This is a genomic window from Cyanobium sp. N5-Cardenillas, assembly GCF_024345515.1.
GTDB lineage: Bacteria > Cyanobacteriota > Cyanobacteriia > PCC-6307 > Cyanobiaceae > Cyanobium.
On sequence record NZ_JAGQBG010000065.1, the window covers coordinates 1 to 13,125 of the forward strand.

Consider the following 13,125-nt stretch of genomic DNA (forward strand, 5'->3'; position numbering starts at 1 on the left):
CCTTCCAGACAAGGATCAGGCCGAACAGGTTGAGCGGGTGGGACCAGCGGCCACTACAGAGCGAACTCACGAGCACCACCCGCTTCACGCCGGCAGCACGGCAGGCCTCGATCTGCTGGCGTACTGCCAGGGCATCCACTTTGAGCGGACCGGCCAGGTCAATCGACGGTCGGGCGCCGGTGGCAATTACAAGGGCGTCGACCCCCTCGAGGGCCGAGCGCAAGGCGGGGGCGTCCCCAAGCTCCAGTCGCACCACCTCGGCTCCCTCCAGGCCCGGTGGCAGCACCGAGGCTGGTCGCACGAGCGCCCGCACTGTCCAACCCCGCTCGCGGGCCCCCTGGGCCACACGCCACCCGGTCTTTCCTGAGGCCCCCGTCACTGCAAGTGTGCCCACGTCAAAAACGCATTTCCTCTTGTTCTAGGCAACACGAAGGCGAACTAGGGCGGCTCCATTGCCGAAGATGCAGCTACCGGCACCAGCTGTGTTGTTGGGCATGCCCCTTGAGATGGCACCAGGTTGCCTTCGACACGCTGAACGCCACGAACAGGACAAAGGCAACCGCAGCTACCGCCAGAGTGGTCACGATGTAATAAGCAAACCAGGTGACGAACTTCACTATGATGTCGCCGTTGCGTTCTATCGCTCTTTCCCGCTCGGCCCGTTTGGCTTTGTAGGCTGCATAGTCTGCGGCTATTTCCTCCCGCGTCCCGGCTGGCAGGTAGTTGGGGACCCGCCGGGTGCTGCGCCCAGGCCTAGAGCCGGCTTTGGAGACAGACACTCTCCAGAGACCCATTCGTCGTCTGCTCATCACTCCACCACCGCGTCGGATGTGGCGTAGGCCCGGGTGTATGTGACCCGGGTGCGCTCGGCACCGATTTCATCCTCAATGAGAGCATGAATTGCGTGGGCCCACCGCCGGCCCGCGTCAGGGGTGCCCCCTCTCCCACCAGGTGCGGGCCGTCAGGCCCGCTCTGCCGGGTCGGGCTCCGGGTCGGGCTCCGGGGCCCCCTCGACCAGCGGCACCCCGTGGTATGCGCACCACTCCTCCAGGCTCTCCATGGGGACGTTGGGGTCCCTGGGCCCACCAAGGTTGGTGGACAGCGTCATAGGGGACCCCTTGAGCTCGTCTCTGGTCATGCCCCAGTCTGCCAACGGACCCGGCCGGCGTCCGTCAGACGGATGTGCCGGTGGCTGCGCTTGACGCCCTCGAACGTCTCCAGGAGCCCCGCCTTCTTGAGGTTCGTGATCCGGGGCGCGTCGACGAGCTCCACCTTGGGGATGTCGTGCCCGAGGCGGACGTTCTGCAGCTGGTCTGCGTCCTGGGTGGCGGTCTGGATCTGTTCGGCGAGGCGCCAGAACACGGCCTGGGTGGCCTCGTTCAGCGACTCCCACGTAAAGCCGGTGCGCTTGGGCTGGCGGGGGCCCTCGACCACATCGGTGTTGGCGATGGTGTCGGCATCGGCGGGCCGTGGGGCGGGCCCCGACATGCAGGCGTCGGCGGCCATCGACTCGGCGATCAGTTCGATGGCGCGGTCCAGGCCGACGCGCTTGCCGGCGGCGTAGAAGTAGCCCGAAGGTGTGGCAGTTATGCCGTGGCGGGTGGCATTCTGGTGTGAAGTCTCGGCCTCCAGGGTGAGGACGTCGAGGGCCTCGGAGGCGGCGGGGATGAAGCTCATGATCTGGGTAGCGGTAGCGGTATCTCTCCGCCTGTTCCACTAGTAAAATCCGAGGGATTATCTCTGCACAATCTATCTATAGACGGTCTGCGCAACTGCACATAGATGCCCCGCGATTAGCCCGGGATAGTCTCCGCTGGAGGGGCAACATCGCACCCGCCCAAATGGACAGAACACGCGAAGTCTTCCGCCTTGGTTATGCAGGTCTAAACCCCGATGCCGTCGCTGCTATAGGCGCGATCCGGTGGCTCTCTGGCCTCGCCTCGCCCGAGCTTGAGGCCTGTCCCCAGGGCCTAAGCCCCGAGGCGGCCCGGCACCTGGCCCACCTCCTGGGCGAGTACCAGACCGACCCGCTCGGGTGGTGCGCCTACTTCGAGGCCCTGGAGGGCGTGGTCTTCTCATGACGGCCCTCCCAGACCGGGACGACCGGACCGGGTGGTGGCATGTGCTCCGATCCACCTACGAGGCCAACCGCCAGCCTCACTGGAGGGAGGGCCTGCCCTCGAAGAGCGAAGAGGCCAGCCAGAAACGACTCTGGGCGGTGTACTTCAACAGCACCTACGCCCGGGAGGCGAAAGGGGACACGACCCAGTCCATGGCGAAGTTCCTGGCGGCCTATGGGCGCTGGATCCGAACTGTGGACGGCGACGCCCGGACCACCTGCTGGGGACTCCTCACCCGGTTCGGCGAGGGTGACGGCTCGCTGTCGAGCGCGACCCCCGAGGCCGCGATCCGGGGCTCACTCCGAGGCCTGTCGAATGTGGACGCCGCCCGGTTGCTCCTTCGGATAGCCGCCGACCTGCTGAGCAGATGAAGCCATGCTGGTGGTGGGATGCGGGGCCCAAAGGTAGGCGCGGCCTAGGCCCGGCTCTATGGGGGTGAAGATCGCCTCCAAGTGTGCAGGGGAGTCCTGCAGGATGGACCCGGTTGCCCCAATCGGACCAGAACAAGAAACAGCATGACCAGCAGCTACTACGAGCGCCCAATCAAGGAGCTCTTCATGGACATGCTCGATGAGCTCCTGCCCGGATCCGGGGGCATCACCACGAACTCCGACATGGTCGCCTGGTTCGCCGACCACTACCCCCGCTATGACCCGCGCACGGTCAGGGCCCATGCTCGGCGTTACGCCACCAACTGCCCCACCCGGGTCCATTACAACGCCAGATCGGACGGCTCCGACGATCTCCTGTACAAGGCCTCCAGGACCCAATACCGCCGCTATAGCCCGGCCACGGACCCGGCCCCTATCTACAAGGGGCAGACCGACGAGGCCGAGGTCGAGATCGACGAGGCCATCGAGGACGCCGAGGATCGGGCCGGTGAGTTCGCCGCTGAACACCACCTGCGCGACACCCTCGCGATGGACCTGTCGCGGATCGAGCCCGGTCTGACGCTCGTGGGCGTTGAGCAGGAGGCCGGAGGCCGCCGCATCGACATCCTCGCCAAGGATGCAACCGGCACCTACCTGGTGATCGAGCTCAAGGTCTCCAAGGCCTACGACAGGGTGGTCGGCCAGCTGCTCCGATATCGGGCCTGGGTGAGCCAGCACCTGGCCCAGGGCGGCCGAGTCCGGGGCCTGATCGTGGCCGCCTCGATCTCCGAGGACCTGCGCCTTGCCTGCCATGGCCTCGTGGACGTCGAGCTCAAGGAATACGCCCTGCAGCTGACAATCACCGACGCCTGACGTGGCCCGTACTCCCGCCCCCAGGCCCAACGAGGTCGGCATCGCCGGGGAGTTCTACGTCCTGCACATGCTCGCCAGGCTGGGCTACAGCCCCGCTCTCACCCTGGGGAACACCAAGGGCGTCGATATCCTCGTGACTTGCCCCAGCACCAGCCGCGTTTCCCGGGTCGAGGTGAAGACCTCCGCCGATGCGCTGCGGGCCCCTAAGGATCGCCGCTGGTGGACCTGGCTGATCGGGTGGCCGACGTCCGCCCCAAATCAGGTGTTCTGCTTCGTTCACCTGGGCGCCTCCGTTGCCGAGACCCGCTGCTTCCTTTTCCAAGCCGCTGATGTGATCGCGCTGGAGGCCGAATGCAGGGCCGCCTACGCGGCCGAGGCAAAGGACGAAGCGCAACGCCAGCGCCGGCTCGACCCCGCCATGGGCTCGATTTGGTTCTATGAAGACGAGAAGGGCAACGAGCATGGGAGCGCCTGGCACCTGATTGACGAGGCGATGACCGCCGCCGGGAACCCTTAGGGGAGACGCTGCCCCTCGATGCTCGATTCTCCTGCCCTGGACCTGCTGCTGCTGGCCCTCACCGACCCCAGAACCCGCCGCCGTCTAATCGATCGCCTACGGCCTCGGGTGGTGGGGTGGCACTATCCACGGCGCCGCATGGTGCGGCTGTCAGGGCCTCTGCTCCGGGGGTGGCACTGACCACCACGAATCCGTAGGGCCAAGGCAAGGGTCTGGATTTGGGGGCAAAATCTGCGGGTCTGCTCCAGCCCACGTTGTCCACGCCCCAAGCTCTGCAGGCCTTCGCCGATTGGGTGGTCACGATCCGGGGTGACGAGGCCAGGGAGGCCCAGACCTACGTGAACCGGCTGTTGCAGGCCTGGGGCTGGGCTGACGCGGTGGAGGCGGGCACCACCTTCGAGTACAAGATCCCCAAGGGCAGCCTGGCCGGTGGCTCCGGATCGGCGGCGGTGCGGCGGAGTCTGGGCGGGTCCCACCGCCGCCCCGAATACATGACTTCGACTTCAGCGCCCTGCACCGGCTCACGGCGAGGAAGAAGCGACACAAACAGTGCGTTATCGGGGCCGCCGAAGAGGTTGGCAAGGCAGCGGCGACTGCTAGTTAGCCTGCCTAACGTCACCATTCACCTGAGCCGCCGTCATGAGATTTCGGCTTCTCGCAGAGGCGTGCTGCGGCGGCCAAGTGATGGCAAGCGTTAGGCCTCGGCGTCCGCAGAGTACACTGCAAACATGATGAAACCTACTATCGATATAAGCCTTCCGGATCGATATGATATCCTTGCCCGGAAGGCTGTCGGTCAGCTCTCGCAGATCATTTCGCCTGTCGACGCCGCTCTCGATCACATTGACGTGCTTCACGCAGATATGCGCGCATCATCGCGCGGTACGTTTCTGATCCTTCGGGGCGATTCCGGAACGGGGAAGTCGACGTTCATCCATACCATCAACTTGTTCCGAGATGATGTGGAGACGATCTCCTTTCCCAAGGAGCGAGATATCGCCGAAGTTCTTGTGTCGCTTGGACCTACCATGCGACAACTTCGAGTTATTGTCTTTGAGGGACGAGAGGCGCTCACAGACGTTTCGAAGGAACTTCTCGAGAAGTCAATTCACTCCATCAACAGCTTCGTTAGGACATCGGCAGGTGAGCGAACCGTCGTCGCGTGGCCAGCGAATCGAGATGATCTGGCGGCTAACTTGGCGTCCTTGGCCACAGAAATTGGAGCCGAAGCATTAACAGGTCTTGGAGACCCAGTCTTCCGATTTCAGGGTCCCACGAAGGCTGAGTTCATTCCAATTGCAAATAAGACCCTGGCACTTCTGAACCAGGGTGAGACGTTACACGATCTTGGAATCTCTGATGGGCGGGCCACTCAGCTAGTAGAGGAGTCGTCAACCATTGGTGTCTTCCTTGCCAAGATCCGGCGGGAGCTTCTCTCCAACCAGCGTCAATTAGCAACCCTCGCCAAGAAGGAGATCTGCCGGGTGTGGGTCGTTGTGTTGGCCGGAAACGAGCCTGAAGGGGATATTGACGGATTGACGCGTGGCACTATGTATTCTGCAGACATTGATCGAATGCTATCCGTCACAAACGCGAATATTGTGAAGGACCTTAAGGAGTTTCCAGAGAAGCTTGGGATGCTCGGGACTTACCTTGACGCAAGGGTTCTTCATGTCCCGGTTCTAGCCGCACTCGCGGCAGTACGCACCTACGCAAGCGACAACCTCCGCACCATAATGAGGAGCGAAGGCATGCTCGTAGCGCCTGAAAGGGATGCGAAGGATCGCCTCGCCAATACCAATCTTGTCGCTTCTTTCAGCGACACACCGATTGGTGCACGAAAAGTTGGTGGCAAGGTTGGTTCGAACTCCATAGCCGCCTTCGAGAAATTGACTAAGATCGCTTCCACTAACGACATCGAGACAAACAGAGCGATTGCAGCGTGTCTGCTCGACTTAGGTGTTGTCAGCGGTTGCACCTATGAGCAAGACTTTGGTACTGGAATGTCAAGGAGGACCGATATCGTAGCCACAAGTGACTCCGGCACCGTCCGTCTTGAGATGATGTGGCGTAGAAAGACCGGCCGAGCGGAAATAGCGAACTATGTCCTCACAAAGCTCTTTAACTACGGCAAGGCAATTGGATACCTGTCCAATAATCGAGCCGAGGCCTAACACAGCGTTCGACGCGGACACACAGTGGCGCGTTGCCGCTGAAATCCGTTCAACTCAGACGTTAGCCCGACATAGATAAGTCATGAGTGATCCGCAAAATTAGTAGATGGCACGTTCAGTCCCCAAGCCTGGTCAAGAAGTACTCCTCAAGGAGAATCCTGCTGCTCACCTGCTGCGTGATGCCGAGATAGCACTTGTACACGCACAGCAGGCAAGGGCGGCCAGAAAGAACGACCTCGAGGCGTCCTTCTCCAGAATCGCCTTGCTTTTGTATTTCTGTGCTCTGGAGGCTCTCATCAATTTCATCTACGAATGGTGCGAGGTTGATGACGATTCATGGCGGTCCTGGCCTACCGCGGCTAAGTGGGAGAAGGCGTCAGAGCAGTGTCGGCCAGCCCTTGGCTTGTCGGTTACAGATTCGGACACGCCATTCATCCCCGACGATTCTGACCTCTTCGATCGTTTCTTAGAGCTGAAGTCCGTTAGGAACGGAATGGCCCATGCGAAGCCACGCTTCACATATTTGCCTGAGCATCAGATCAATGCACATCTCTGTCAGGACGAGCGGTACCCATACACGGGCTTGCCGAAGCGGCTAGTTGCCCTTCAAGTCGAGCACGCAGAGATTGCCAAGGAAGTAGCAGTCTGCATGATCAATCGACTTGACTTCTGTTTGGGAGGAAACATCACCGACCTTGAGCGCAGACCGGCTTCCATTGAGTTTGAGGTTGAGATTGAAGAAGATCTGCCAATATGGCCAGAATGCGATGCTGGCTAACAACGCCATACACATGTGCCACCACCCAAGACCATCTTCTGCCAGTACCACTCTCTGCGGCCTGGTGATGGCGAGCATTCAATGGATCGCCGCAGGGTGGCAATTCCGGCAGACTCTGGCCCAGGCTGCGATCCCTACCGGCCGGAGTACTTTGCGTCGCTTTCGTCGAGCGCCTCGAAAAGGGGCAGCCCCTTGAACCGGGGCTCCTCTTCGTTCAGCCGCTGGCCGGTGGTGGGCGCCACTTCCTGTGCGCGGCTGGGGCCTGACGGCCCGGGTGGGATGACTACGACATGGCCTGAGGACGCCCCGGGGAGGGGCCCCGAGCCTGCGGCGGGGGGGCCCCGTGCCCGGTCAGGGCAGGAGAGGGGCCCCGCCGGGGCGACGACGGGCTGGGCGGTTTAGAAGAGGGCAGAAACCTGGTGTGGGCTGCCGTCCCCCACCGGGCAGCCTGTCTACGAGTGCGCGAAGTTCTCGATAAAGGTCATCGCGTCTGTCATCCCCATCGGCAGCACCCGCTCGACCAACCTGTCCACGCGCCTGCGTTCGGCCCTCGACATCGGGGTGTTGACCACGTGCCCGCCCTGGCGCAGGTGGAAGATCGCATGCTGCTGAAGCTGGGCACGAACCGGGGACTCCTCCCCGGCGCTCGTGTTCCACCAAGACGGGTCGATGGGTGCCGACGCCGGCATCAGCGCCGGCCCGAGAGGAACCGGGCCCGGGCCTCGGCTGCAACGTTGGCCGACAGTCTCTCGCGTTCGGCGAGGCTGGCAGCGGCCTCGGCTGCGGCGTTGGCAATACGGCTGGCGGCCCTGGCCTCGTGGCCGGCCAACCAGGCGGCCTCGATCTGCTGGCGGCTGGCGATGCGGGCCTGGACCACGAGCTCCGCATAGCCGGCGGTCTGGAGGGCCTGGAGCTCCGACTCGTCGAAGTCGGTGGCGCCTTGCATGACCTTCAGCTGCAGGGCCGCCGGCAGGGACTCCTCCCGGGCGCCCAACCGTTGGTAGAGCCCAGGGGCCGCATTCCGCAGCAGTTCGCGGGTCGTCTTGGGCAGCGCTGCGAAGGCCTCGCGGGTGGTGGGGTAGGGCAGGTTGCCACCGGTCGCAGAGATGAAGTCCTGGATGTCTTGGATGGCCGGGCTCTCGGGCGGGGTCGGCGCCATGGTGACAACAACCGGCAGCACTTCGTTGCCCTCGGGATGCTCGGGCGGTGTCTGAAGGGCGGAGTTCATCATGCCGCGATGCAGGCGATTTCCCCCACGGTAGATAGTGCCAGTTGGAGCTTCCGTCGCTGTGTGGGTGTTGGTTTCTTGCCGCCGTGGATGGACTCCAGCAGGGCGTGATGCTCGGGCCCCGCTGCGGTCCAGATGCGCTCCAAGATTTCGTGATCGGCCTCTGGCGGTGGTGGCGGGGCCGGCGGATCGAAGACCGGCTCGTCGTCGTCTCCGTTGTACGGCCGGATGGCATCGATGCTCATACAAGCGTGGGCCTGTTCGGCAGCCAGGGTGAGGTGGTCGTGGGGCTCGATGCCCTTGCGAACCCGGCTCCAGACGGTCTGGATGTTCCCGGGCACCCGGATGGTGCGGCCCTCGTCCTGGATGCCCCGGGTGACGTAGGAGCGCATCCACCAGGTCGCCACCGTCGAGTACCGGTAGGCGCCGTCGAGATTGTGCCGTTCGGCTGCCCGCTGCAGGCCCAACACGGCGTGAGACATGACGTCGTTGAACTCCAACGTCGTATGGCGCCAGAGACTCTGCCTGCGCATGACGAACTGCGCAGCCAGACGCAGGTTCCGGGTGACCAGGGTGTCGCGGGCCCGGCGCCCAACCCGAACGACGGCGGGGGAGGGCGCCGGGTCGTCGAGCCAGGCCCTGACTTTCCGGGCCAGGTCCACCTCCTCGGTTGCCGTCAGGTTCGGGATGCGGAGTTGCTTGGCCAGGGCCTGCTCCAGGGGTGTCTTGTCGTAGCTCACGAGGCCTCCACGAGGCGAAGGGCCGGGCGCCCCCCCTCGACTGCGGCGCTGGCCAGGCCCTGGGCCGCACTGTCGATGAAGACCGCGATCAGGACTTCGCGGGCAACGAGCCTTGGGACTTCCCACCCTCGCCGGCTCAACTCGATGTAGGCCCGGCTGGCGTACACGGGGTCTTGATGCCAGAGCCAACTCTGCTGCTGTCGACTCCAGGTGAAGTTGGGGCCGGCGGCCAGGGCCAACAGTTCGTAGAGCTCACCCGGGGTCGGACGCGAGGGGACCGCCTCCTTGGTTCGTGGGTCCCGGACGAACCCCTCGGGTACCGACTCCCAGAACGAAGACATTACGCCGGCTGCAGAATCCTGCCAGAAGGGTAGACAGCGGCGAGCGCCCAGCCGGCGGCCTCAAGTTCACTTGAGCTGAGCCGTTCGAGCCCGAGCTCGTGTAGGCGTTCGGGGGTGATCTGCCTTGGCCGGAGTTCACCGTTGGGCATGAACCGCCAGCCGGGAGGTGTAGCCACCTGCGCACGATTATGTGGGGGTTTCTATAGCGTAGCCACCGGAGCCTGGCCGCTCGGAGGGCCTCGGAGGGGCCTCTCGTTGGGGCTGGAGGCCGTGGTGCCTGCGACGGGTCGGCGGGGCCACGGGGCCCGGCGCCGAGGGGTGTCGTGGAGCGGAGCTGGCCTGGGGAGGCGGGACGTTGCGACTAGTCGCACCGCCTCGGGGCCAGGGTCTCGGCAAGGCGAAGAGGTGGAGCAGAACCTGGTGGTGGGCTGGCGTCTCTCCAGGTGGTGCCTGTTGGGAGGCGAAGCTGCTGGTACGGGCCGCTCGACAGAGGCGTCCCAGGGGCCCAACACTCCCACCAGGTGGCTGTTTCTGCCTCCTCGCCTTGTCCAGACCCTGTCGGAGTTGCGGGGTCTAGCAAGGCGGAAGTGCTGCGGCAACACGACGGCCCCGGTCCTACCCCCGGCCCTACCCCCGGACCTACTTCCGGTCCTACCCCCGGACCTACCCGAGGCCCCGTTGCGACGGGGCTGGTCCGGCTGGTCCGATTTCTGACCCTCCACTTTTCCCCCCTTTTCTTTTCCTTGTTTCGTCCTTCCTCTTACTTCCCGTTTCTCCCGGTGGGAGAAATAGGACCAGTAGGACCAGCCCGTCGGGACGGACGCCTGGACCAGGACCGCACCCGGACCAGAGCCAGGACCACGCCCGGACCGGCTACAGCTGCGGCGTCTTGGGCACGTCGGCCTCGCCCTTCCGCAGCGATTGCGTGACGATGTCTTCGCACCCTGTCTTGCACCAGACCTTCGGCCGCCTGTCGTCTACGCGAGGGCGAAACTCGAACCACCCCAGGTCCGTCATCGCCTTCTTGATCTGCCGGTCCGCTTGGATGGCGTTCACCCTCAAGTCCTGACCGCCGACGTGCTTCTGGATGGTGTGCTTGTGGAACCAGACCTGGTCTGGCCTGGCCCCCAGGAAGGCGTGGATGGCGCTCATCAGCGGCGATTCTTCGGCGAACTGCCGAACATCGGCGTTCGCCTGGGCCTCCTCGATTTGCGTCAGATAGGGGAGCTCCCCGCCCCGCCAGGCGGCCATTGCGGCCTTCCAGATGCCTCGGTGCTCACTACGGAGCAGGCCCAGGTCGATCTGACCGGCGACGTCAACAGGGATCACCCAGAACCTGCGGTTGCCGGTGTCGTCCTTAAGGAAGGCACCTTCGTTGCAGCTGGCGACTGTGATCGAGGGGCGCGGGTAGTCACCATGCGTTGAGCCGTAGGGCGGGCGGACCAGGTCCGTTTCGGCCGTCAAGAATGCCTTGATTTCGGCAGCGCAGGCCCCCTTCGTGTAGCGGTCGATCTCGGCGAGCTCCAGCACCCAGCGCCTCTGGAGCAGCAGACGGGCATCGGTCGAGTAGATCCTGCCGGTAAAGACCCCACAGAACTGATCGCCGAAAAGCTGCTGCCAGAACGTGCTCTTCAGGCACCCCTGGGGCCCTTGCAGCACCGTTACGTAGTCGAACTTGCAGCCGGGGTGGAACGCACGGTTGATTGCCCCCACCAGCGTCTTCAACATGAACTTGTCGTAGAGCGTGGGCCCGAACTCGATCTCGTCCCCGGGTCGCAGGTAGCGGGTCGCCAGGCGTCGCACGTCGGCCGATTGGACCGTGGGGTCGGTCTCGACGGCGCACAAAAACTCGAGCAGGGTGTGCCGCCGCCGGTTGAGGGCCGCCTCGATGAAGGCGTCCCTGGTGTCCTGCTTGCTGATCTTGTAGCCCCGGTGCCCGAGCTTGATGTAAGTCAGGCTCAGCTCCTGATCCTCCAGAGGCCTACCATCGAGAATGATCAGCTTTCCGTAATCGTTCCACCAGAGTCGTTCTTTCAGATTCCCGTTGAGCATCACCACCAGGTCGGCCCCGTCGAGGAGGCTCCTCTTGGACTTTCCCTCGGAGAACCCGAGGGGTAGCGCCTCCCACCAAAGGGTCGGCGTGTTATTCTGACCAGGAGCATTAGTAAATTCTCCTGGGCCTGGGCGGCTGTCACCGCTCGGGCCTTCTTTTTGTCCGAACATTAGTTAAAAGAGCGATGTGATTTCGCCCCGGGCGACGTTCGCCGGGGCATTGGGTAGGTGGTGGCACCGCGTCGGCGCCGAACTCCAGGAAAGCCCGATCAGCGCAACTGGCCGGGGTTGCCGACGATCTCTTCGGCATCGCGCTGATTCAGCCAATCAAGAAGCACCCTGCTGGCGATGTCCGTCATGGTTGTGCTCTCCTTCGCGGCTTCAATCCGCAGGCGGCGCTTGAGCAGGGGGCCGGTGCGAATCAGCACCCCCGCCTCTTTCAGGCTGGCCATTGTTCGTGGTCTGTTGTAGTGGTCCCCCGCAACTTATCCAGCCTGGGCTGTCACGTAACACGCTGTAATACGGCTCTCCCGAGCCCCCCGGATACCCCTCTCGCAGCGCCCCGGCCCCGTGGCCCCCGCCCAGGTCGAGAGGCCCCTGCCCGCGCCAGGACGGGACCTCCGGTGCGGTCAGATGGCGCCCGGCCAGGTGCGGTGCTCGGCTTCCTCTGGGTTCCAGGTGTTCAGCATGGTGCGGGCATAGCCCCAGGATTCCTGTTCCTTGGCGAGGCGGGTCTGCTCGTCCTCCTGGTCCATCTTCGCCCAGATCAGGGCATGGTCGAGCGCATCCTCGGCCTTGTTCTGAGACTCCCGGTCGTCGGGATCTGCCAGGTGGACGAGCAACGCTTCGAGGGCGGACTTGTAGACGTTGAGCTTGGTCATGGTCGGTGTCAGTTGGGACCACCCAGCTATCCCATGTTGGGCCCGCCCCCGTATATAACTGCGCAGTTATATACCCGGCGTAATACACAGGCCCAGACCCCCTGCGCCCCAACCGAAGTCAGCCGCCCTTGGGACAGACGGAGAACCGGCCACCCCTGTGACAGATGCAGGATTGGCCGTCAGCCGAGGAGCGCCAGGGCCCGCTTCAGGTTGGCCGCCGTGCGGTGCTCGAAGACCCGGCGCCTGTGGACTTCGCCGTCGTCCGAGAGCCCGAGCCGGACGAGCTCCAGGCCGTTGTGATAAGCGAAGTGGTTAGGCGGGCGCAGGGTGTAGATCCTCGACAGCACATCGGAGGCCGCCACCCGCACCGAACCTTCTTGCTCTTGGTCTTGTCCCTCGGTGGCCAGGATGTCGACGACGAGCGCCTCGATGGGCGAAACCACCTTGTAGATCGGTCGTTCGAGGCCCCAGAACGAGCCCGGGTCGGCGGCGGGCAGCCGGCCCAGGGGACGCCCAAGGTGTGGGGCGTAGACCGAGAGGATGCCCTCCGCAGTCTCGGTACTGCCTCCCAACGCGAAGACGGCCCCTTTGAAGGAGGCCGCCGGGAAAGGCTCCGCAGGTCTGACGCAGGCGAACACGACCCGCAGCCGCTCCACCATCTCGAACGACAGGCCCCTCATTTCGCCACCCGTGCGGCGGTGACGTGGGCGGGGCAACCGGGCAACGCCAGCCAGGCCCGGACTTTGCACTCGTCGTAGAGGTAGCCGTTCGAGACCTTGACCCGCACCTCGGCAGGCATTCCCAAGGTCAGCCACCGGGACAACGAACACGGGTGGCAGCCCAGGGCGGCAGCCAGGTCGGCAGACGTGGTCACGGGTGCAGGCCTTGCGCAGGATCCCGGAAGCGAAACATGCCCGCTGCGCAGAGCACAAGATGACGAACTGGGGGCTTCTCTGATCGAAGAGGGCAACCCGGCCAGGTGGCTGGCTATCGCCCCACTCCCCCAGTCCCGCCTGGCGCCTCCGAGCGTCAGAACCGCAGGATGAGCCA

The 13,125-nt window shown here is 64.1% G+C and carries 18 protein-coding genes; 5 read left to right on the plus strand and 13 right to left on the minus strand.

The window, feature by feature from the left end:
* The 4 genes from KBZ04_RS07080 to KBZ04_RS07095 form a co-directional block, all read right to left on the minus strand.
* On the minus strand, window positions 1–394 hold a 394-nt coding region (locus KBZ04_RS07080), incomplete at its 3' end, for an NAD(P)H-binding protein (protein WP_254991244.1).
* Window positions 395–467: 73 nt separating this feature from the next.
* Window positions 468–779, minus strand: coding sequence for a hypothetical protein (locus KBZ04_RS07085; RefSeq protein WP_254991245.1), 312 nt, complete (start codon window positions 777–779; stop codon window positions 468–470).
* 182 nt (window positions 780–961) lie between these two features.
* Complete coding sequence (locus KBZ04_RS07090) at window positions 962–1,108, minus strand: hypothetical protein (protein WP_254991246.1); 147 nt, start codon at window positions 1,106–1,108, stop codon at window positions 962–964.
* 26 nt (window positions 1,109–1,134) lie between these two features.
* Window positions 1,135–1,677, minus strand: coding sequence for a hypothetical protein (locus tag KBZ04_RS07095; RefSeq protein ID WP_254991247.1), 543 nt, complete (start codon window positions 1,675–1,677; stop codon window positions 1,135–1,137).
* A 400-nt stretch (window positions 1,678–2,077) separates the two neighbouring features.
* Between KBZ04_RS07095 and KBZ04_RS07100 the strand changes: the two genes are divergently transcribed.
* The 5 genes from KBZ04_RS07100 to KBZ04_RS07120 all read left to right on the plus strand — a co-directional run bounded on the left by KBZ04_RS07100 (window position 2,078) and on the right by KBZ04_RS07120 (window position 6,833).
* Window positions 2,078–2,491: a hypothetical protein gene (locus KBZ04_RS07100; protein WP_254991248.1), complete on the plus strand. Its 414-nt coding sequence runs from the start codon at window positions 2,078–2,080 to the stop codon at window positions 2,489–2,491.
* 144 nt (window positions 2,492–2,635) lie between these two features.
* The gene (locus tag KBZ04_RS07105; RefSeq protein ID WP_254991249.1) at window positions 2,636–3,364 is read left to right on the plus strand and encodes an endonuclease NucS domain-containing protein; all 729 of its coding nucleotides are present in this window, start codon (window positions 2,636–2,638) and stop codon (window positions 3,362–3,364) included.
* A gap of 1 nt (window position 3,365) precedes the next feature.
* Entirely contained in the window at window positions 3,366–3,881 is a 516-nt protein-coding gene (locus KBZ04_RS07110; protein WP_254991250.1) for a hypothetical protein, read from the plus strand.
* 731 nt (window positions 3,882–4,612) lie between these two features.
* Window positions 4,613–6,055, plus strand: coding sequence for a hypothetical protein (locus KBZ04_RS07115; RefSeq protein WP_254991251.1), 1,443 nt, complete (start codon window positions 4,613–4,615; stop codon window positions 6,053–6,055).
* 106 nt (window positions 6,056–6,161) lie between these two features.
* The gene (locus tag KBZ04_RS07120; protein WP_254991252.1) at window positions 6,162–6,833 is read left to right on the plus strand and encodes a hypothetical protein; all 672 of its coding nucleotides are present in this window, start codon (window positions 6,162–6,164) and stop codon (window positions 6,831–6,833) included.
* Window positions 6,834–7,285: 452 nt separating this feature from the next.
* Here the strand turns inward: KBZ04_RS07120 and KBZ04_RS07125 are convergent, their stop codons facing one another.
* From KBZ04_RS07125 to KBZ04_RS07165, 9 genes are all read right to left on the minus strand, one after another.
* Window positions 7,286–7,522 (minus strand): hypothetical protein, encoded by a 237-nt coding sequence (locus KBZ04_RS07125; RefSeq protein ID WP_254991253.1) that lies wholly within the window; start codon window positions 7,520–7,522, stop codon window positions 7,286–7,288.
* Entirely contained in the window at window positions 7,522–8,061 is a 540-nt protein-coding gene (locus tag KBZ04_RS07130) for a hypothetical protein (protein ID WP_254991254.1), read from the minus strand. The genes KBZ04_RS07125 and KBZ04_RS07130 overlap by 1 nt, the downstream gene beginning before the upstream one ends.
* Window positions 8,061–8,801 carry a hypothetical protein gene (locus tag KBZ04_RS07135; protein WP_254991255.1) on the minus strand — a complete coding sequence of 247 codons (741 nt, stop codon included), beginning with the start codon at window positions 8,799–8,801 and terminating at the stop codon, window positions 8,061–8,063. The genes KBZ04_RS07130 and KBZ04_RS07135 overlap by 1 nt, the downstream gene beginning before the upstream one ends.
* Window positions 8,798–9,142, minus strand: coding sequence for a hypothetical protein (locus KBZ04_RS07140; protein WP_254991256.1), 345 nt, complete (start codon window positions 9,140–9,142; stop codon window positions 8,798–8,800). The genes KBZ04_RS07135 and KBZ04_RS07140 overlap by 4 nt, the downstream gene beginning before the upstream one ends.
* 873 nt (window positions 9,143–10,015) lie before the next feature.
* Window positions 10,016–11,194, minus strand: a complete 1,179-nt coding sequence (locus KBZ04_RS07145; protein WP_254991261.1) for a virulence-associated E family protein — start codon at window positions 11,192–11,194, stop codon at window positions 10,016–10,018.
* Window positions 11,195–11,463: 269 nt separating this feature from the next.
* Complete coding sequence (locus KBZ04_RS07150; RefSeq protein ID WP_254991257.1) at window positions 11,464–11,646, minus strand: hypothetical protein; 183 nt, start codon at window positions 11,644–11,646, stop codon at window positions 11,464–11,466.
* Between the two features lie 177 nt (window positions 11,647–11,823).
* On the minus strand, window positions 11,824–12,075 hold the full coding sequence (locus KBZ04_RS07155) for a hypothetical protein (RefSeq protein WP_254991258.1): 252 nt from the start codon (window positions 12,073–12,075) through the stop codon (window positions 11,824–11,826).
* A gap of 179 nt (window positions 12,076–12,254) precedes the next feature.
* Window positions 12,255–12,755, minus strand: coding sequence for a hypothetical protein (locus KBZ04_RS07160; RefSeq protein WP_254991259.1), 501 nt, complete (start codon window positions 12,753–12,755; stop codon window positions 12,255–12,257).
* Window positions 12,752–12,880, minus strand: a complete 129-nt coding sequence (locus tag KBZ04_RS07165) for a hypothetical protein (RefSeq protein ID WP_254991260.1) — start codon at window positions 12,878–12,880, stop codon at window positions 12,752–12,754. Before KBZ04_RS07165 ends, KBZ04_RS07160 begins: the two co-directional genes overlap by 4 nt.
* Window positions 12,881–13,125: the final 245 nt, after the last annotated feature.